Source organism: Streptomyces sp. NPDC052687 (genome assembly GCF_040678395.1).
GTDB lineage: Bacteria > Actinomycetota > Actinomycetes > Streptomycetales > Streptomycetaceae > Streptomyces.
The window spans coordinates 1-20,110 of record NZ_JBFATR010000065.1 but is presented as its reverse complement, the minus strand read 5'-3'; the positions used below and the strand labels follow the sequence as shown (position 1 = coordinate 20,110).

The window sequence follows — 20,110 nt, the reverse complement described above, 5'->3', positions numbered from 1 at the left end:
CCGATCGAGCGTCGGAACGCAACCGTTTCGTCGTCACGCCCTATGCTGTCCGCATGACGACGAACGCCGACGGCCCCCAGCCGCCCGTGCGCCGCCGGACCCCCGCGGGCGCGGCGGTCCTGCGCGAGGACGTGACGGAAGCCATCCGCGCGGCCGTCTTCGAGGAACTGGCGGCCGTGGGCTACGCGCGGATGTCGATCGAGGGCATCGCCCGCCGCGCGGGCGTCGGCAAGACCGCGGTGTACCGCCGCTGGCGCTCCAAGCTGCACCTGGTGCTCGACGTGGTCTCGGCGCTCGCGGTGCAGGGCCTGCCGGCGCCGGACACCGGCTCGCTGGAGTCGGATCTGCGGCTGCTGTACGAGGTGACGTCCCGCGCCCTGCGCCACCCGGTGGCCTCGCAGATCATCCCCGACCTCCAGGCGGAGGCGGCCCGCAGCCCGGAGATCGCCGAGGCGATGCAGAAGGCGCTGCGGGACGGGCAGGAGGGCGTCGCGCTGAAGATCGTCGGGGCGGCGCAGCGGCGGGGCGAGGTCCGCGCGGGCGTCGACCAGGAGCTGGCCCTCGACCTCATCTCGGGTCCCCTGTACTGGCGTTCGGTGGTCATCCGCAGCCCCAAGCTGCCGAAGGGCTACCTGGCCTCGCTGTCCACCGCGACCGCGGAAGCCCTGAAGGCGCTCTGACTCAGCCGGCCGCGCCGTCCGCGCCGTCCGCCCCGGCCCGTACGGCCAGCCGGTACGCCAGCTCGCTCAACTCGCCCGCCCGCAGCACCCGCCCCCCGAAGCCGGGCAGCGGCACGTGCAGCGGCCCGGTCCACCACTCGGGTATCGCGCCGGCCCCGTACACGGCCCCCGCCAGCCCGCCCGTGACGGCCGCGACGGTGTCCGTGTCGCCGCCGAGGTCGACGGCGGCGCGCACCGCGTCCTCGTAGGAGGAGGTGGTGCGGACGGCCCAGAGGGCGGAGCCGAGGCAGGGCCAGACCGCGCCGTTGAACTCGGTGGCCTGGTCGGGGTGCCAGTCGGGAGCGAGGACGACGGCGTACCGCGCGCGGTGGTCCGGGTGGACGGCCGCCAGCGCCTCGGGGAGGGCGGCCAGGGGGTCGCCCCCGGCGAGCGCGACGCGCACCAGCTCGTGGAAGACCGCCGTCCCCTCCCAGGCGGCCCGGTCCCCGTGGGTCAGGGCGGCCAGGCGGCGGGCGGCGTCCATGGTGGCGTCCCGGCCCCGGTCCGCGAAGTGGACGGCGGAGGTCGCCGCCCGCATCAAAGAGCCGTTCCCCGCCGCGCGCTGGCTCACCTGGAAGTGCAGCGCCGCGGCCGTGTCCCACGGGTCACCGCTGCTCAGCACCGCCTCCGTCTGGAGCCCGATGTCCTTCGGACCGGCCGCCGCCCAGCGCCGGAACCGCCGGAAGACGTCCGGCAGATCCAGCCCGCCCCGCTCGACCAGCGACTCGCCGACGAGGACGGCCATCTGCGTGTCGTCAGTGGCCTCGCCCGGGTCCCAGCCGCCGCCCCCGCACATCTCGCCGCCCTGTCCCGGCCGCGGAAACCGGGCGGAGAACGCGCCCTCCGGGCCGAACTCGAAGGGCGCGCCCAAGGCGTCGCCGACGGCGGAGCCGAGGACGGCGCCCACGGCGCGCTCGGCCAGACGTTCGGTCATGCCCGCAGGCTAGTGCCGCGCGGCCCCCGGACGCAGCCGCACCCAGCCCTCCCAGGCGGACGTGATCATGTCCTGGACGTCGTACTTCGCCTTCCAGCCCAGCTCCGCCGCGGCGCGCTCGGCGGAGGCGACGACGCGCGGCGGGTCGCCGGGGCGGCGGGGGGTGACCACCGGCGGGCGGTCGTAGCCGGTGAGGGCGTTGATCCGGTCGATCATCTCGCGCACGGAGACGCCCTCGCCCCGCCCGATGTTGAGGGTCAGGTCGCGGCCGGGCTCGGCCTCCAGGGCGCGGGCCGCCGCCACGTGGGCCTCCGCCAGGTCGACGACGTGGATGTAGTCCCGTACGCAGGTGCCGTCCGGCGTCGGGTAGTCGTCACCGAAGATCCGCGGCGGTGCCCCCTCGGTCAGCTTCTCGAAGACCATCGGGATGAGGTTGAAGACGCCGGTGTCGGCCAGATCGGGGGCCGCCGCGCCCGCCACGTTGAAGTAGCGCAGACAGGCCGTGGACAGGCCGGTCGCGCGGCCGGTGGCCCGGACCAGCCACTCACCGGCCAGCTTGGTCTCGCCGTACGGCGACATCGGCACGCACGGCGTTTCCTCGGTGACCAGGTCCACGTCCGGCATCCCGTACACGGCCGCCGAGGAGGAGAACACGAACGACGGCACCCCGGCCGCCGTGACCGCCTCCAGCAGGACGCGCAGGCCCTCCACGTTCTCGCGGTAGTAGTGCAGCGGCAGGTCCACCGACTCGCCGACCTGCTTCTTCGCCGCGAGGTGCACGACCCCGGTGATCCCGTGCCCGGCCAGCACCCGGCTCAGCCGCTCCCGGTCCAGCGTCGAGCCCACCTCCAGCGGCACGCCGTCCGGGACCCGCTCCGCGATCCCCGTGGACAGGTCGTCGTACACCACGGTCCGCTCGCCCGCCTCGGTCATCGCTCGCACGACGTGCGCCCCGATGTATCCGGCGCCGCCGGTGATCAGCCAGGTCATGTGCGGCCGTCCCCTCGTCGGTCGGCCCCGCGGGGGGCCGGTGGCTGTTTCCGGACACAGTGAAGCAGGCGCGGGGGCAGTGCGTGATCTGTACGTGACGCGTTGTCACCGGAAGGTGGACCGTGAGAACCGGGCGGCCGCCCCTAGCGCGACGCCGTCTCCGCCGTCTCCGCCGCCACCGCCGCGTCCAGTGCGCTGGTGAGCCGGTCGAGGCGGTCCCGCAGGGCGCGGATCTCGTCGACGTCGCAGCCGGTCGCGGCGACGATGCGGCGCGGCACCTCCACCGCCCGCTCGCGCAGGGCGGCGCCCTCCTCGGTGAGCCGGACCTCGACCGAGCGCTCGTCGCGGGCGCTGCGCTCGCGGCGCACGAGTCCGGCCGCCTCCAGGCGCTTGAGCAGCGGGGACAGCGTGCCGGAGTCGAGCCGCAGCCGCTCGCCGAGCCGCTTCACCGGCTGGTCGCCGTCCTCCCACAGCACCAGCATCACCAGATACTGCGGGTAGGTGAGCCCGAGGTCCTTGAGGATCACGCGGTAGACGCCGTTGAACGCGCGCGAGGCGGCGTTCAGCGAGAAGCAGATCTGGCGGTCGAGGCGGAGCCAGTCGTCCGCGGGCGTGCTGCTGGTCATGACTCCAGGGTAGCGCTTGCCCGCCATTTAGTTGTGCACAACTGAATTGTGTGCTCTACTTCTGGTCGTACGGCGGTGACCGGACCGGCCACCGCCCACCCGACTCCCGACCCGAGAGGGATGGTTTCCCATGGACGCGCTCTACACCGCTGTCGCCACCGCCACGCACGGCCGCGAGGGCCGCGCCGTCTCCTCCGACGGCACGCTGGACCTGCCGCTGGCCATGCCGGTGCAGCTGGGCGGCAACGGCCAGGGCACGAACCCCGAGCAGCTCTTCGCCGCCGGCTACGCCGCCTGTTTCGGCAGCGCCCTCGGCCTCGTCGGCCGCCAGGCCAAGGTCGACCTCAGCGACGCCGCCGTCACCGCCGAGGTCGGCATCGGCAAGCAGGGCGAGGGCTTCGCGCTCGCCGTCACGCTGCGCGTCGAGCTGCCCGACACGCTGGACGAGGCGACCGGCCGCAAGCTGGTCGAGCAGGCTCACCAGGTCTGCCCGTACTCCAACGCCACCCGCGGCAACATCCCGGTCGACCTCGTCATCGAGTAACACCCGTCATCGAGTGACACCCGTCATCGAGTGACACCCGGCATCGAGCAGCACCCCGCGGGCGCGGCGCCCGTCACCCGGGCAGCCGCGCCAGCACCTCCCCCGTGCGCCTGCTCCAGGCCACCACGACGGCCTCCTCGGGCACCTCGCGCCAGCGCGTCAGCAGCAGCCAGCGCACATCGCGGCGGCGGGCGATCGCGGCCCGCTCGGCCGGGGCCGTCGCCGGGTCCAGATAGGTCTCCACGTCGGCGACCCGCCGCAGCCGCTCCCGCTCGTCCACCGCCGCGTCCGGCCAGGTCGGCGCGGCCAGGTTCGGGCCGTGCCCGGCGATGGCGTGCACGGCGTAGTAGCCGTCGGTGATCACCACCTCGCCGGGCCGGATGTACTCCGCGGCCCAGTCGTACGACGGCCAGCGCGGCGGCTGCGCGAAGCCGACCGGGTCCAGCGAGCGCGGCACCACCGCCCCCGCGTGCACGGCGAGGAACGCCACGCAGGCCGCCCCGGCCGCCACCGCCGCCAGCGCCCGCCGCCACACCGGCCAGGGCCGCGGCGCCGCCAGCTCGACGGCGAGCGCGAACTGGAGCGGCACCAGGGTCAGCCCGAGGATCCGCCCGTAGGTGTAGTGGCCGCTGAACCAGCCGTACGCCACCACCGCCACCTCCAGCGCGAACATCAGCACCAGCGGATCGCGCCAGGACTCGCGGCGCGCCCGCAGCCACAGCGCGGGCAGCCCGAGCAGCGCCAGCCCGAACCGCCCGTCGAGATCCCGGTACAGCCGCCGGTGCATGGCGTCCACGCTGGTGTCACCCGTGAGCGCGAAGACGTCGAAGTACGGCCAGACCGCGGCGACCAGCAGCGCCGTACCCCCGGCCAGCGCCCACCGGCCGGCCACGGCGGGCCGCAGGCCGCGCTGCCACCCGGCCACCAGCGCCACCGCGCCCAGCACCGCCGCCACCGAGGTGATCGGGTGCACCAGCAGGATCAGCCCGTACACCGCGCCGAGCCCCGCGTAACCGGTCAGGCCCGGCAGCCCGCCCGGCCCCACGAACCGCACCGGCCGCCCGTCCCGCGCCAGCGTGCCCGTCCACGCCCACGCCCAGAAGGTCAGCCCGACGGCCAGCGCCGACGGATAGGGCAGCGTGCCGGTCATCGACATCAGCGACAGCCAGCCGCTCCACCAGGCCCGCTCCACCCCCCACAGCAGCGTCATCGCGGCCAGCGCCAGCACCGGCGCCCACGGTCGGGGCGACAGCACCCGCACGAAACGGTTCAGGCCGGTCAGCAGCACCAGCAGGTTCACCGGCCCGGCCAGCCGCACCACCTCCCAGCCGCTCAGCCCGGTCAGCCGGGCGAAGGCGCCCTGGAGGACGGCGTAGGGCGAGTAGTAGGGGCTGCCCGCGCCCGGCAGGTCGGCCGTGGGATGGCGCGGGTGCAGCAGGTCGGCCCGCAGGCGTTCGATGACGGCGGCGTGCTGCCCGGCGTCACAGCACAGCGGCACCCGCCAGTACGCCAGGCACATCACCAGCCAGAACAGCAGGCCGAAAACCTGGAAGGGGGTGGGCCGCCAGACCCGGCCGCGCAGCGCCGTCGCACCGCGCGGGGGCCGCCGTACGAGGACCTGGGCGCTCATCGATCCGCGGGGAGGGTAAGCATTCGAGGCATTTGCCGTATGTTCCCGCCGGGGTCAACGGCATGACCTCACCTCACCGCATCGAGTGAGCCCGTTCGGCGTGACCCTGCGCCGGCAGGGCCACCGGCCGCCGCAGCGCCGCGTCCAGCAGCAGCGGCACCCCCACCACCGGCAGCAGCCACGCCAGCACGATCAGCCGCTCGCCCCAGATGTTGATGTCCGGATGTCCGGCCTGCGTGAGGATCCCGGTGAACGCCGCCGCGGCCAGGAACACCCCGAACGCGGGCCGCCGCGCCGCCCCCCACGCGCCCGCGGCCAGCGCCGCCAGGAACAGCGGCTGCCACAGCTGCCGGCGCAGCCACTCCATCCAGAAGTTCCCCTGCAGCTGGAGGAACTCCGGCCAGGGATCGGCCCGGTCGGGCCGCGCGAAGTGATGGGTGAGCAGGTCCTGCACGCTGTCCTCGGTCGACGGATACCCGAGCAGCCGCGCCAGCACCACCGTCAGCGCCGCCGCCGCGGCCCCCATGCCCGCCACCGCGAGCACCCCGCGCCCCGGTACCCGGCCCCGCCGCCACCGCCGTACGGCGATCAGCGTGCCCGCCGCCGCCAGGCACACCCCGAGGAACAGCGCCTGCGAGTGCTTGACGGTGAACAGCGCCGCCAGCGACCCGCCGATCAGCGCGAGCCCGGCCCGGGACCGCCGCCCGTCCAGGACCAGCGCGCACCCCCACACCGCCGCCAGCGTCAGCGCCAGCATCAGGCCCTCCGTCATGGGCCGCATCGCGGTCGTGCCGACCGGCAGGACGTAGTACAGGCCCTGCCCGGTCAGACACAGCGGCACCGGCACGCGCAGCGCCCGCAGCACCAGGAACACCAGCACCCCGCCCGCGACCGCGATCACCACGCTCGCCGCCCACACGCCCCACACCACACCGAACACGGACACGAACGGCAGCAGCACGACCGGATAGCCGGGCCGCGCCTCGAAGATCCGCATGAACCGCTCCGGCATGTACGGCACGGTGTGCCCGCCGGTCTGCCCCGCCCGCAGCCGCCGGTCCACCACCCGCCACTCGTCCGCGCCGCACTCCCGCTTCACCCGCGGCGCCGGATCGGGGCGGTGGAAGCGGACCACGTGCACGTTCTGGTTGCGGTGGGCGAGCGCGGCCCGCCCCGCGCACACGTAGTCGATCGTCGCCGCGGCGGCCTCCCGCTTGGAGTCACCGCGCAGACTCAGCGCGTACGACAGGTAGTTCTTGGTGTCCGGGGTGTCCCGGCCGGTGACGTTCGCCAGCTGGAGCACGGCGAACACCGCGGCCAGGACCAGCACCCAGGTGCGCGGACGCCAGGTGCGCGGGCGCGGGCGGACGCTCACGACGCGGTCAGCACGTCGTGATCGGAGGCACCGGCCGGGGCCGGCAGCGCGACCGGCTCCGGCGTCCACGCCTCCTCGCCCAGCATCAGCGTGCGCACCACCCGCTCGGCGGCGTGCCCGTCGTCGAACTCGCAGAACCGCTCCCGGAACCCGGCCCGCAGCCGCTGCGCGTCCTGGTCCCGCCAGGTCCCCGACGCGAACAGCCAGGCCAGCTCACGGTAGGAGCGCGAGACATGGCCCGGCGGGTCGGCGGTGATGTCGAAGTAGACACCGCGGCTCGCCGCGTACGCCGTCCAGTCGTCGGCGTGGATCACGATCGGCCGGTCCAGGTTGGCGTAGTCGAACATCAGGGCCGAGTAGTCGGTGACCAGCACGTCCGAGGCGAGCATCAGCTCCTCCACGTGCGGCTCGTCGGTGGCGTCGACCAGCACGCCCCGCCGGTGCAGGTCCGTCAGGCCCATCCCGCGCGCGTGACCGGTGGCCAGCGACGGGTGCAGCCGCACCACCAGGGTGTGGTCCTCGCCCAGGTCCTCCGCGAACCGGGCCAGGTCGATCCGGTCGACATGCCCGCCGCGCCGGTACTCACGGCGGGTCGGCGCGTACAGCACGACGGTGTTCCCGTCCGGGACGCCGAGGCGCGCCCTCGTCGCCGCTCCCGCCTGCGGGCCCGCGTTCACCAGCACGTCGTTGCGGGGGCTGCCGGAGCGCAGCGAGGTGAAGTGGCAGGGGAACGCCCGCTCCCAGGCCAGCTCCGAGTGGCGGTTGGCGACCAGGCTGTAGTCCCAGCGGTCGGCGCGCCACAGCATCTTCGGCACGTCGACCCCGAGCCGGGCGCCCGGCTTGCCGAGCAGATCGGCGCCCATGTACTTCAGCGGCGTGCCCTGGTGGGTGTGGATGTGCACGGTGCCGGGGCGCTTGGTGAGCCCGCCCGGCCAGTTGACGTTGTTGACGAAGTACGTGGCCCTCGCGGTGACCCGCTCGTAGCCGGCCGAGCCGAGCACCACGTGCTCCACGTCCGGCGGCAGCAGCGCCGCCGTCTCCTCGTCCCTGACCACCCACACCCCGCGCAGCTGCGGCGCGACCTCGCGGGCCGCCCGGTGGATCGCCGCCGGGTCGCCGAGCACGCCCCGGTGCGAGAACGCCGAGTACACGACCAGGTTCGGGTCCAGCGGGCGGCGCAGCAGCACCGCGCCGCGCGCCCGGCGCACCCCGCCGGCCGCCGCCGCCCGCACCCGCTGGGCCCGCCGCTCCAGCAGCCGCCCGGCCCGCGCCGCCTGCCGCCGGGCCACATAGCCGGCGTAGCCGCGCTCCAGCACCCGGTGCTCCTCGGCGACCTCGGCGCCCTGCGGCCTGTGCGCGCGGAACATCTCGGCCGTACGGCGGAAGAACTCGGCCTTGTCCGACGGCGGCAGCCGGTCCGGCTTGGACAGGATGTCCAGGCAGTGCTCCGCCATCTTCGCGTGCAGGAAGCCCCGCCAGGAGTGCAGCTCCGGGTGGGCGTCGACGAAGGCGAACACCCGCTCGTACTGCTCGTGGATGTCGAAGTGCTTGCGGCTGGTGGTGGACAGGATGTTGCCCTGGCGGCGCTGCCGGTACTCGACGCACACCCGGTCCAGCGCCGTCATCCGCTCCGCGCTGAGCATCACCGGGAACGTCCACGGCGTGTCCTCGTAGTAGCCGGGCGGGAAGGTGAAGCCGTGCCGCTCGACGAAGTCCCGGCGGTAGACCTTGTTCCACACCACCATCAGCAGGTCCAGCACCTCGGGCCGCTCGGCGGCGCTGAAGACGCCCGCCTCCGCCGCCTCGCCCAGCACCGGCGACAGCACGTTGCGGCGGGTGCCGCCCCACCAGAACGTGCGGACGTAGTCGAAGATCAGCACGTCCGGGTCGCCGGTCCCGGCCAGCCGGTCGGCCATCGCGCGCAGCGCGCCCGGGGTGAGGGTGTCGTCGCTGTCGAGGAAGAACAGGTAGTCGCCGGTGGCGTGCGGCATCCCCGCGTTGCGGGCCCGGCCGAGCCCGACGTTCTCCGGCAGGTGCACCGCCTTCACGCGCGGATCGCGGGCCGCGTACGCGTCGAGGATCGCGCCGCAGCCGTCCGGCGAGCAGTCGTCGACGGCGATCACCTCCAGGTCGCCGAACGACTGCTCCAGGACCGAGTCCAGGCATTCGCGCAGGAAGCCCTGCACCTTGAAACAGGGAAGGATGATGCTGAAGCGGGGCACGTCAGCTCCTCACGAGGGTCGTCGCGGCGGGGGCGGGGATGCGCTCGGCGAGCGGGACCACCGGCGGGATCGCCTCCGGCGGCTCCCCGAGGAACACCCGGCGCACCACCCGCTCGGCGGCCCGTCCGTCGTCGAACTCGCAGAACCGCTCCCGGAAGGCGGCCCGCAGCTCCCGCGACTCCTCGCCCGCCCAGGAACCGTCCCGGAAGATCCGCGCCAGCTCCTGAGGGGTGTGCGCGACCGGACCCGGCGGGGCCTGCATCAGGTCGAAGTAGACGCCCCGCGTCTCGCGGTAGACGTCCCAGTCGTCGGCGTACACGACGATCGGCCGGTCCAGGTTGGCGTAGTCGAACATGATCGACGAGTAGTCGGTGACCAGCGCGTCGGCGGCCAGGCAGACGTCCTCCGAGGAGCGGTGCGAGGTGACGTCGATGATCCGGCCGGACGCCTGCGCCCCGCCCCGGTCGTAGAAGTAGTGGGCGCGCAGCAGGACGACGACGTCCTCGCCGGCCGCCTCGCAGAACGCCTCCAGGTCCAGGCCGGTCTCGAAACCGGTGTGCCAGTCGCGGTGCGTCGGCGCGTACAGCACCGCCGTCTTCCCGTCGGGCACGCCCAGCTCGGCGCGCACCCGGGCCACGTCCTCGGCGGTCGCCGTGTAGAAGACGTCGTTGCGCGGATAGCCGTACTCCAGATGCTCGTACGAGCCGGGGAAGGCGCGCTCCCACGTCTGGGTGGAATGGCTGTTGGAGGAGAGGTTGTAGTCCCAGCGGTCGACCCGGCCCAGCAGCTTGGCGAAGCTGCCGGTCTGCGCGGCCACCACCGGATACGTCGACTGGTCGATGCCCATCTTCTTCAGCGGGGTGCCGTGCTGGGTCTGGACGTGCACGCTGCCCGGCCGTTTGACCACGCCCTCGGCGAAGTTGGCGTTGTTCACGAGGTACTTGGCGCGGGCCAGCACCTCCCAGTAGCGGCGGCTGCCGATCACCGCGTGATCGACGCCCGCCGGCACGGTGTGTGCCTGGGCGGCCTCCACCAGGAACACCGACCGGATGTGCGGGGCGAGTTCACGGGCCTTGGCGTGGATCGCGGCCGGGTTGCAGGCGTAACCACGGCCCCAGTAGGCGCAGTACACCGCCAGGTTCGGGTCCAGCGGGCGGCGCAGCTGCCGGCGGTAGAACAGCCGGGTGCGCAGCCCGCGCGGCTGCGGCAGCCGCTCCCCGGCCCGCACCGCCGCCTCCTTGGCGCCGCGCAGCACCCGGAACGCCGTGTACGTGCCGGTCGCCAGCAGCCGGTGCTGGACGCCCAGGCTGCCCCCGGGGGTGCGGTGCCCGGCCGGGCGGTGGCGCCGGTACAGCGTGCTCGCCCGGCGGAAGAAGGCGCGGCGGCCGCGCGCCGGCAGCCGCCGGGGGTGCCCGGCCGTCCGCAGCACGGCCGCGAACAGCTGGTCGAACAGGGCGTGCGCCCGCTCGGCGGGCAGCTCCGGGAGGAGCGCGAGCGCGCGCTCGGCCTGGTCGAGGAGGTCCGCGTGGTTCTCGCCGGGCAGGTACAGCCGGTTGCCCTGCCGCCGCAGGTGATGCCGTACGACCGGCTCGCGCAGGGCCGCGACCCGCTCCGCCCGCGCCATCACGGCCGCGCCGAAACCGATGTCCGTGAAGTGACCCTCGGGGAAGGTGATGTTCCGCTCGGTGAGGAAGGCCCGCCGGTAGGCCGCGGACCAGGCGGGCAGCTGGACGCCGGTCAGCTGCGGCACCCGGTCGGGGTGGAAGGCGCCGCCGGACGGGGCCTGGGCGAGCAGCGGCGCCGCCGGCTGGGTGGTCTCGCCCTCCCACCAGGGGGTCCGCTCGTAGCCGAAGAGCAGGACGTCCACGTCGCCGGTCTTCGTCAGCCGCGCGTCCAGCGTGCCGAGCGCGCCCGGCAGCAGGATGTCGTCGCCGTCGAGGAACAGCAGATACGTACCGGTCGCCGCCCGCATCCCGGCGCCGCGCGCCCCGGCCAGGCCGGCCGGTGGCGGGGAGTGCACGGGGGCCACCCGCGAGTCCCGCTCGGCGTGTGCGGCGGCGACGTCCGCCGCGGGGGAGCCGGGCCCGTCGCACACCGGGATCAGCTCGAAGTCGCCGAAGGACTGTGCGAGGACCGAGTCCAGCGCCTGGGCCAGCCGGCCCGCGACCCCATGGGACGGGACGATGATGCTGAAGCGGGGCATTCTGCTCTTTCCGTGGTTGTACCGGTCCGGGTCAGACGGGAGGCCCGCGCCTCGGACCGTGCGGGGAACGGCCGGGCCGCCCCGCCGGCCGCCAGGTGGACGGCCGGGTCGGGGTCGGCCGCGACGAACTGCGGGGCATGTGAACTCCCTAAGATGAAACGGTCATCGGCGGCCGTCGGTGACGGTGAGCGGACCAGAAGGTTGCGGCACGGTGGCCAGCGGCGTGCGCGGCCGGGCGGCGGCGGCCGACGGCACCGGGTGGCGCTCGGCGAGCGGGATCACCGGCGGGAGCGCCTCCGGACCCTCCCCGAGCAGCACATGCCGCACCACCCGCTCGGCGGCGCGCCCGTCGTCGTACGGGCAGAAACGCTCCCGGAACGCGGTGCGCAGCTGGGTGGAGCGGGAGCCGCGCCAGTGGCCGGTGGCGAAGATGTCGATCAGCTCGTCCTCGCTGCGCGCCAGCGCGCCCGGCGGGAAGGCGCGCAGGTCGAAGTAGGTGCCGCGGGACGCCTGGTACGCCGCCCAGTCGTCGTCCGGGCTGTGGATCACGATCGGGCGGTCCAGGTTGGCGTAGTCGAACATGATCGACGAGTAGTCGGTGACCAGGGCGTCCGAGGCCAGGCACAGCTCCTCCACGCTCGGGTGGCCGGTGACGTCCACGACCCGGCCGCCGGTCGCGGCGAGCGGACCGCCGTACCGGGCGTGCGCGCGGGCCAGCACCATGAAGCGCGGGCCCAGCCGGCGCACCACGCGGTCCAGGTCGAGGGCGGTGCGCTGGGTGCGGCGGTGGTCGCGGTAAGTCGGCGCGTACAGGATCGCCACCGTGCCGTCCGGGATGCCCAGCGCCTCGCGCAGCCGGGTCACGTCCGCCGAGGTCGCCTGCTGGAAGACGTCGTTGCGGGGGCAGCCGTACTCCAGCGTCCGGTAGCGGCCGGGGAAGACGCGCTCCCAGGTCAGGGTGGAGTGGCGGTTCGCGGACAGCACGTAGTCCCACTGGTCCACGCCGCGCAGCAGCCGGGCGAAGTCCGTCTCGCGGGCCGCCGCCGGGTGTTCCTGGAGGTCGAGGCCCATGTGCTTGAGCGGTGTGCCGCGCAGGGTCTGCACGAAGACCTGACCGGGGCGCTTGACCAGCCGGTGACCGAAGTCGGCGTTGCCCACCAGGTACGTGGCGCGGGCCAGCGCCGTCCAGTACGCGGCGGTGCCCGGGGTGAGGCGGCGGGTGCCGGCCGGGACGGTGTGCTGGTGCTCGGGGCGGGCGATCCACGCGGTGCGGATGTGCGGCGCGTGCGCGCGGACCGCGGCTTCCAGCGCGCCCGGGTTGCAGCCGTGGCCGCCGCCCGAGGACACGGCGAACACCGCCCGGTCCGGCTTCAGGGGCAGCCGCAGCTGGATCCGGTAGTGCAGTCCCAGCGCGGCGTCGCGTCCGGCGCGGGCCAGGCCCCGGGCCAGCATCCTGGCCCGGCGGCGGACGGCGAGGGCGAGGTGCAGGGCGCGGAAGGTGCGGTGCGCGCCGAACCGCACGAACGCGTGGCGCAGCCGGGCGCGCCGTGACACCGGGGCGCCGACGGGGGTACCTCCCTGCTCGAGCGAAGCCGAGAGCTTGGGGGACCGGTAGCGGCGGTAGTGGGCGCGGGCGCGGCGCAGGAACGCGGCGCGGCTGCGGCGCGGCAGCCGGTCCGGCTTGCGGTACACCAGCATCAGGTGGTCGACCATGCGCCGGAACAGCAGCGGCCGCCACCGGGCGAGTTCCGGCCGCTCCTCCAGATACGCGAACACCCGGTCGTACTGCTCGAAGATGTCGAAGTGCTTGTCGCTGGTGGTGGACAGGATGTTGCCGCGCCGGCGCTGCCGGTAGTGCACGCAGACCCGGTCGAGGGTGGCGAGGGTCTGCGCCGTCATCATCACCGGGTACGTCCACGGCGTGTCCTCGTAGTAGCCGGGCGGGAAGGCGAAGCCCTCACGCTCGACGAACTCCCGCCGGTACGCCTTGTTCCAGGCCACCATCAGCAGCCTCAGCAGACCGGGCCGGTCCTCCAGCCGGAACGGGGCCGGGCCCTGCTCGGTGAGCTGGGCCGCCGCCTTGTTGCGGATCGCCTCACCGGTCCAGTAGGTGCGCGCGTAGTCGTAGACCAGGACGTCGGGTTCGCCGGTCTCCTTCAGCCGGTCGGCGATGGCGCGCAGGGCGTCCGGGGTGAGGGTGTCGTCGGAGTCCAGGAAGATCAGGTAGTCGCCGCTCGCCTCGGCCATCCCGGCGTTGCGGGCGGGGCCGAGGCCGCCGTTCTCCGGCAGGTGGACGGCCTTCACCCGCGAGTCACGGGCCGCGAACTCGTCGATGATCTCGCCGCAGGCGTCCGGCGAGCAGTCGTCCACCGCGATCAGTTCGAGATCGGGGTACGACTGCGTGAGCACCGATTCCAGGCACTGGTGCAGGTACGCCTGAACCTGGTACGCGGGGACGATGACACTGAACCTGGGCAAGGGGACATCCAAGGGTCGGCGGGTCTGCTCGGGCGTTCTGCCCGGGAACGGCCCGCGGCGCCCAGGAGTTACGGTCCGTACGGCATGTGGGGGAATCGCGGTGAACGCGAGAGGGCGGGCCGGTGACCCCGGCCCGCCCCGCTGAAATGCCGTATCGTGTCCGCTACTTGACGGCTCCCGCCATCACGCCCGACACGAACTGCCGCTGGAAGGCGAAGAACACCGCCAGCGGCACCACCATCGAGATGAACGCGCCCGGTGCCAGCACGTCGATGTTGTTGCCGAACTGCCGTACCTGCGTCTGCAGCGCGACCGTGATCGGCTGGCTGCCGGCGTCCGTGAACACCAGCGCCACCAGCATGTCGTTCCACACCCACAGGAACTGGAAGATGCCGAGACTGGCGATCGCGGGCCCGCCCAGCGGCATCACCACCCGCGCGAACAGCCGCAGTTCACCCGCACCGTCGAGACGGGCGGCCTCCAGCAGCTCGCGGGGGATTTCCGCGAAGAAGTTCCGCAGCAGGAACACCGCGAACGGCAGACCGAATCCGACGTGGAAGAGGATCACGCCCAGGATGGAACCGAACAGCCCGATGTTGCCGAACAGTTCGGCGATCGGGATCAGCGCCACCTGCACCGGCACCACCAGCAGCCCCACCACGGCCAGGAACCACCAGTCGCGGCCCGGGAACTCCATCCACGCGAACGCGTACCCCGCCAGCGCGCCGATCACCACGACCAGCACGGTCGCCGGGACCGTGATCAGCACCGTGTTGACCAGCGAATCGGTGATGTCACCGTTCTCCAGCAGCTTCTCGTAGCTGTCGACGGTGAGCCGGGCGGGCTCGGTGAACACCGTCCACCAGCCGCTCTCGTTCATCTCCCGCGGGCTGCGCAGCGAGGACAGCAGCAGCCCGATGGTCGGCACCAGCCAGAACAGGCCCACCACGATCAGGAAGACCCGTACGGCACCGCCGCTCAGCTTCTCCACCAGCCGGCCGCCGAGCGACTGCCGCGGCGGTGCGGACGGCCCGGCCGCCGGCCGCCCGGACAGCTTGGTCGTCGCCGTCATCGCCGTACCTCCCGCCTGAGCCGCCGGACGTTGAACCACATCACCGGGATCACCAGCAGCAGCAGGAACACCGCGATGGCGCTGGCGACGCCCGGCTGGTCCTCGGCGAAGCCCTTGCGGTACAGCTCCAGGGCGAGCACGTTCGCATCGTCCTGCGAGGAGCCCGGCGCGATGATGAAGACCAGGTCGAACACCTTCAGCACGTTGATCATCAAGGTGACGGTGACGACCGCGAGGACGGGCGCGAGCAGCGGCACGGTGACCCGGCGGAACACCTGCCACTCGGTGGCGCCGTCCACCCGCGCCGCCTCCAGCAGCTCCCGCGGCACCCCGGCGAGACCGGCCGCGATCAGCACCATCGCGAACCCCGCCCACATCCAGATGTACGACCCGATGATGGCGGGCGTGACGAGCGAGGGGCCGAGCCAGTCCAGCCCGTTGTACGGCTCCTTGAAGTTGTCGGCGGGCAGCCGCAGCAGCGCCCCCTCGGCGGAGGCGGGCAGCGTGAACGTGCCGTCGGCGGCGGCCGTCGCCGAGGCGACCACCTCGCCGTCCTTCACCGCCTCGATCCGCATCCCGGCGTAGCCGGTCTCGGACGCGTCGGGCGCGTTCAGGGTGCCCACGCCCTTGCCGCGGGTGAAGTCCTGCCAGGTGGTGCCGGTGATCTTCCCCGGCTCCGCCTCCGGCTTCGCGGCGGGCTTCGCGTCGTCCGGCATCAGGTCCGGCGCCACACCCACCAGCGGCAGCGTCACGGGCTCACCCGCGCGGACCGGCTCCTTGGTGACGAACGCGCCCCCGCCCGCCGGCCGCAGCGGCGACTCCCGCCCCGGGTGGGCCTTCGGGAACGCCGACGACTGGGCGAACGTGTCGTGCACGCCCACCCACACCGCGTTCGCGACGCCCTTGTCCGGGTCCTGGTCGTACACCAGCCGGAAGATGATGCCCGCCGCCAGCATCGAGATCGCCATCGGCATGAAGACGACCAGCTTGAACGCGGTGCCCCAGCGCACGCGTTCGGTGAGCACCGCGAAGATCAGCCCGAGCGCCGTCGCCACGGTCGGCGCGAACACCACCCAGATGACGTTGTTCTTCAGCGCGGTGCGGATGCCGTCGTCGGTGAACAGGGCCTGGTAGTTGTCGAATCCGGCGAAGCCGTCGCCGGACTGGTCGTAGAAGCTGCGGACGACCGAGTACCCGATCGGGTAGACCACGAGCGCGCCGAGCAGCACCAGCGCGGGCAGCAGGAACAGCGCCGCGATGGTGGTGCGGGTGCCGGTCACGCTCTTGCGCTTGCCAGGAGCGGCGGGGGCCCCGGGGACCCCCGCCGACGGTGCCGGCGACGTCATCGCCGGCTCAGTTCCCGTACGCCGCGGCCGCGTCGGCCTCCAGCTTGCGCTGGGCGCCCGCGACGTCCTTCGGGTTCTTCAGGAAGTCCTGCAACGCCTTCCACTCGCCCTTGCCGGGCGTGCCGCCGAAGGCCTGCGGGGCCTGGTCGGACATGTCGAAGCGGAAGTCGTCACCGGCCGCGATCAGCGCCTTCGCCATCTCCTGCTGCACCGCGTTCGGATAGGCCTTCGGGTCGACGTTCTTGTTCGGCGACAGATAGCCGCCGAGCTTCGCCTGGATGGTCGCCGCGTCCGGGGAGGCCAGGAAGGTCGCCAGCGCCTGCGCGGCCTTGGAGTCCTCCAGGATCACCGCCGCGTCGCCGCCCGAGACGACGGGCGCGGTGTCACCGACCGCCGGGAACGGGAACACCTTCGCGTCCGTGCCGACCTTCGCGTCGGTCTCCGCGATGTTCACCTGCACGAAGTCGCCCTCGTAGACCATGCCCGCCTTCGGCTGGTCGCCGCCGGTGAAGGTCTGGGTGACGGACGCCGGGAACTCGGTCTGCAGCGCGCCGCTCGCGCCGCCCGCGAGGTAGTCCTGCTTGCCCCAGATCTGCGCGAGCGTGGTCAGCGCCTCCTTCACGGAGGGGTCCGTCCACTTGATCTCGTGCTTGGCCAGCTGGTCGTACTTCTCCGGGCCCGCCTGCGAGAGGTACACGTTTTCGAACCAGTCGGTCAGCGTCCAGCCGTCGGCGCCGCCGACGGAGAACGGGGTGACACCCGAGTCGTAGATGGTCTGCGCGGTGGTCAGCAACTCGTCCCAGGTCTTGGGCTCCTGCGCGCCCGCGTTCTCGAAGACCTGCGTGTTGTACCAGATCAGGGACTTGTTGGCGGCCTTGTAGTAGACGCCGTACTGCTTGCCGTCGACCTGGCCGATCTCCTGCCAGCCCGGTGAGAAGTTCTTCTCCAGCTCCGCCTGCGCCTCCGCGCCCAGCGGCTTCGCCCAGCCCTTGTCCACGGCCTGCTTGATCGCGCCGGGCTGCGGGAGCATCGCGATGTCCGGCGGCTGACCGCCGGCGATCTTCGAGCCGAGGAAGTTGATGATCGGGTCCTGCGCGGGGACGAAGGTGACCTTCGCGCCCGTGCGCTTCTCGAACTCCGCGAGCACCTTCTTGAAATTGGCCTGCTCCGGGCCGGTCCAGACGGCGGCGACCTCCAGGGACTCGCCGTCGAGCTTGGGGAGTTTGACGGTGGCGGTGGTCTTCGTGGCGTCGCCCCCGCCCTCGGTCGGGCTGTCCTTCTCGTCCTCGCCGCCACACGCGGTGAGCGTGAGCGCTCCCGCGAGCAGGGCCGCGGCGATCCGCGCCGCCCTGCGTGTCGTCGTCCGGCTGGTGCTGCTCTCGCTGTGCATCACGGCCCCGTTCTTCGTTCCTCGTCGAACGTCCAGCACTGATCCGTATGCTCTGTGAGCACTGGTCTACGCCGCGTCAACGAGGTCGGCAAGGGCGCGAACCCTGTAAAGGGGGTGATCGTGACCGCGCTGTGACTCGGGGCGGGTGCGGGCGGGTGCCGGGCGGGCGCGGGGAGGGTTGGGCGCCGGGGGCGCGGTGGGGCATGCGGGGGCGTGCCGCCGCTTGGGTGTGGCGGGGGCGGGGCGCTCGCCGCTTGGGCCTGCCGGGGGCGGGGGCGTGTCGTGTGGCGCCGTCCGGGCGGACCCGGGGTGGGGCGCTCGCCGCTTGGCGTGCCGGAGGCGGGGCGTGCCGGCGTCTGACGGACCGGGGCGGAGGCGCTCGCTGCTTGGCGTGCCGGAGGCGGGGCGTGCTGGCGCCTGGCCAACCGGGGGGGCGGGGGTGTGTCGCTGTCCGGGTGTACCGGGGGGCGCTCGCTGCTCGGGCGTACCGGGACGGGGGCGTGCCGGCGTCTGGCGGACCGGGGGCGGGGGTGTGTCGCTGTCCGGGTGACCGGGGGGCGCTCGCTGCTTGGGCGTACCGGGACGGGGGCGTGCCGGCGTCTGGCGGACCGGGGGCGGGGGTGTGTCGCCGTCCGGGCGGACCGGGGCGCGGGCACGGTGGGCCGTCACAGCAGGGACGGCACCTCCGACGCCGACACCTCCCGGGCCGCCCGCTCCAGCGCGCTCGCCAGCAGCGCCAGGTCCGTCGGCCCGTTGCCCAGCTCGCGTACCGGGCGGCGGGCCGGCGGGTCGCCCATGCGGTGCCAGTCCAGCGGCACGACCGTCGGCCGCAGGGTCGCCGTGCGCGGGATCCGCCCCGTGACCCGGCCGCCCTGGAACGGCGTCACCTTGCCGTCCGCGCCGGTCAGCCGCCCGCGCCCCGGCGCCGGCTCGTCCGGGCCCGCCGCCGGCGCGTCCAGCGCGATCCGCAGCCGCGCCCGCCGCGCCGCCTCCGACTCGGCCGTACGACCGCCCAGGCCGGCCGCCGCCACCAGGTGCACCCCCAGCCGCTCGCCCTCGCGGGCCACCGCCTCCAGGGCCCGTACGACCGACCCGGCCGCGGGGCGTCCCGGCGAGCCGAGCGGGGGCGAGACCAGCGCGTCCAGATCGTCCACGACCACCACGAGCCGCGGCAGCGGCGGCGCGACGTCCGCCGTGCGGCGGGCCGCGCTCGGCCGCAGGCGCAGGGTGGAACTGGACGGGGTGTCGAGGTCGGCGTCGCCGGTGGTGCCGGGGGCCGTGGCGTGACCAGGGGCCGTGGCGTGACCGGTTGCCGTGGCGTGGCCGGGGACCTGCGGCGGGGTCTGTGCCGGAATGTGTGCCGCGGCCTGTCCCGAGGTCTGTCCCGAGGTCTGTTCCGCTGCCGGTCCCGTGCCGTGTGCCGTGCCCTGTCCCGGTTTCGGTCCGGGCTGCCGGCCCGGTGCCTGGCCCGCCGGCCGGCCGGCCCGCTGGGTGACCATCCGGCCCGCCAGCTCACGGCCGGTGTGCCACTCGGTGAAGTCCGACCGGCCCAGCAGCTCGGCCCGCCGTTTCAGCTCGGCGCTCAGCGACTGCGCGAACTCGCGCATGCGCACCGGGTCGTTGGCGGTGAGGTGGGTGGTGACGTGCGGTACGTCCGTGCAGACGCGCAGCCCGTCGCCGTGCGCGGTGCCCGTGCCCACGGTGTCCCGGCCGTCCATCAGGACGATGCCCAGCCGGTCGGGGCGCTCGGCGGCGGCCAGCGAGGCGACGATCGCCCGCAGCAGCTCCGTACGCCCGCTGCCCGCCGGGCCCTCGATCAGCAGGTGCGGGCCGTCCGCCGCCAGGTCCACGCACACCGGCCCGCGCGGACCGGCGCCGAGCACCGCCCACGCCCGTCCGCCGAGCGCGCGCGTGTCGTCGGCCGCGTCCGCCCAGCGGGCCATCAGCGACGCCGGGGTGGCCCGGGCAAGCCCCAGCTCGTCCAGCAGCCGGGCCGACTGCGGCAGCGGGGCGGACACCCGCGCCTGCCGCTCGCCGCCGGTGCCGTCCGGGCGCAGCGGGGCCAGCGCCCGCGCGAACCGTTCCGCCCAGGCCGGGGAGACGGCGTCGACGGTCGCCACCGTGCCGTGCCCGACCGGCCCCGCCGGGGCCACCCGCAGCAGCCGCAGCGCCGTCGCCACGTCACCGCTGAGCAGCGCCACCGCGCCGCATCGGCGGAACACCGGCACCGCCGCGCAGGCCGCCTCGTACGTCTCCGTCACCGGCGACGCGGGCGACGCGGGGGCCGTCTCCGCGAGGCACACCACATGGATCCCGGCCCGCGGTCCCTCCGCCGCCAGCCGCGCGAGCGCGTCCCGCAGCCCGGCGCTTCCCGGATCGCCGTCCACGACGACGACCGTGTACGACCCCTGAGAGCCCGCCTCGGAGCCGCCGTGCCGCGCCCAGGAGGGCCGCCGCTGCGGATCAGGGACGGTGCGGGGGGCGGTGGCGCAAGCGGGCCGGTGAGCATCTGGCCGGCCGCTGGGCGGCCAAGGAGGCCGTGCTCAAGAGCCTGGGGACCGGGATGGGCGCGGGCATGGAG

General features: G+C 74.0%; 13 protein-coding genes and 1 pseudogene. 2 read left to right on the top strand and 12 right to left on the bottom strand.

From position 1 onward, the window contains the following. The first annotated feature begins 53 nt into the window (after positions 1 to 53). Positions 54 to 680, top strand: coding sequence for a TetR/AcrR family transcriptional regulator (locus tag AB0K92_RS31125; RefSeq protein ID WP_365761908.1), 627 nt, complete (start codon positions 54 to 56; stop codon positions 678 to 680). Between the two features lies 1 nt (position 681). Here the strand turns inward: AB0K92_RS31125 and AB0K92_RS31120 are convergent, their stop codons facing one another. The 3 genes from AB0K92_RS31120 to AB0K92_RS31110 form a co-directional block, all read right to left on the bottom strand. Beyond that, complete coding sequence (locus AB0K92_RS31120) at positions 682 to 1,653, bottom strand: ADP-ribosylglycohydrolase family protein (RefSeq protein WP_365928447.1); 972 nt, start codon at positions 1,651 to 1,653, stop codon at positions 682 to 684. A 9-nt stretch (positions 1,654 to 1,662) separates the two neighbouring features. Then, a complete protein-coding gene (galE, locus tag AB0K92_RS31115) occupies positions 1,663 to 2,643 on the bottom strand; it encodes a UDP-glucose 4-epimerase GalE (RefSeq protein ID WP_365928445.1) in 981 nt (326 codons plus the stop codon). A 143-nt stretch (positions 2,644 to 2,786) separates the two neighbouring features. Beyond that, positions 2,787 to 3,296: a MarR family transcriptional regulator gene (locus AB0K92_RS31110; RefSeq protein ID WP_365928442.1), complete on the bottom strand. Its 510-nt coding sequence runs from the start codon at positions 3,294 to 3,296 to the stop codon at positions 2,787 to 2,789. 103 nt (positions 3,297 to 3,399) lie between these two features. On the opposite strand from AB0K92_RS31110, the gene AB0K92_RS31105 reads away from it, so the two are divergent. Then, positions 3,400 to 3,813: an organic hydroperoxide resistance protein gene (locus AB0K92_RS31105; RefSeq protein WP_165999291.1), complete on the top strand. Its 414-nt coding sequence runs from the start codon at positions 3,400 to 3,402 to the stop codon at positions 3,811 to 3,813. A gap of 73 nt (positions 3,814 to 3,886) precedes the next feature. Here AB0K92_RS31105 and AB0K92_RS31100 read toward each other — a convergent pair whose 3' ends face one another. From AB0K92_RS31100 to AB0K92_RS31060, 9 genes and pseudogenes are all read right to left on the bottom strand, one after another. Then, complete coding sequence (locus tag AB0K92_RS31100; protein WP_365928440.1) at positions 3,887 to 5,443, bottom strand: hypothetical protein; 1,557 nt, start codon at positions 5,441 to 5,443, stop codon at positions 3,887 to 3,889. Positions 5,444 to 5,516: 73 nt separating this feature from the next. Then, entirely contained in the window at positions 5,517 to 6,773 is a 1,257-nt protein-coding gene (locus AB0K92_RS31095; RefSeq protein ID WP_365928460.1) for a hypothetical protein, read from the bottom strand. Positions 6,774 to 6,814: 41 nt separating this feature from the next. Beyond that, on the bottom strand, positions 6,815 to 9,040 hold the full coding sequence (locus AB0K92_RS31090) for a CDP-glycerol glycerophosphotransferase family protein (protein WP_365928438.1): 2,226 nt from the start codon (positions 9,038 to 9,040) through the stop codon (positions 6,815 to 6,817). Position 9,041: 1 nt separating this feature from the next. Beyond that, a complete protein-coding gene (locus AB0K92_RS31085) occupies positions 9,042 to 11,243 on the bottom strand; it encodes a bifunctional glycosyltransferase family 2 protein/CDP-glycerol:glycerophosphate glycerophosphotransferase (protein ID WP_365928436.1) in 2,202 nt (733 codons plus the stop codon). Between the two features lie 162 nt (positions 11,244 to 11,405). Then, positions 11,406 to 13,721, bottom strand: coding sequence for a bifunctional glycosyltransferase family 2 protein/CDP-glycerol:glycerophosphate glycerophosphotransferase (locus tag AB0K92_RS31080; RefSeq protein ID WP_365928434.1), 2,316 nt, complete (start codon positions 13,719 to 13,721; stop codon positions 11,406 to 11,408). 163 nt (positions 13,722 to 13,884) lie between these two features. Then, complete coding sequence (locus tag AB0K92_RS31075; RefSeq protein WP_365928432.1) at positions 13,885 to 14,793, bottom strand: carbohydrate ABC transporter permease; 909 nt, start codon at positions 14,791 to 14,793, stop codon at positions 13,885 to 13,887. After that, positions 14,790 to 16,073 carry a sugar ABC transporter permease gene (locus AB0K92_RS31070; RefSeq protein ID WP_365928458.1) on the bottom strand — a complete coding sequence of 428 codons (1,284 nt, stop codon included), beginning with the start codon at positions 16,071 to 16,073 and terminating at the stop codon, positions 14,790 to 14,792. Before AB0K92_RS31070 ends, AB0K92_RS31075 begins: the two co-directional genes overlap by 4 nt. Before the next feature lie 73 nt (positions 16,074 to 16,146). Next, positions 16,147 to 17,529, bottom strand: a complete 1,383-nt coding sequence (locus AB0K92_RS31065; protein ID WP_365928430.1) for an ABC transporter substrate-binding protein — start codon at positions 17,527 to 17,529, stop codon at positions 16,147 to 16,149. Positions 17,530 to 18,194: 665 nt separating this feature from the next. Then, a pseudogene (locus AB0K92_RS31060) lies at positions 18,195 to 19,988 on the bottom strand (FtsK/SpoIIIE domain-containing protein); the annotation flags it as partial. Between the last annotated feature and the right edge of the window lie 122 nt (positions 19,989 to 20,110).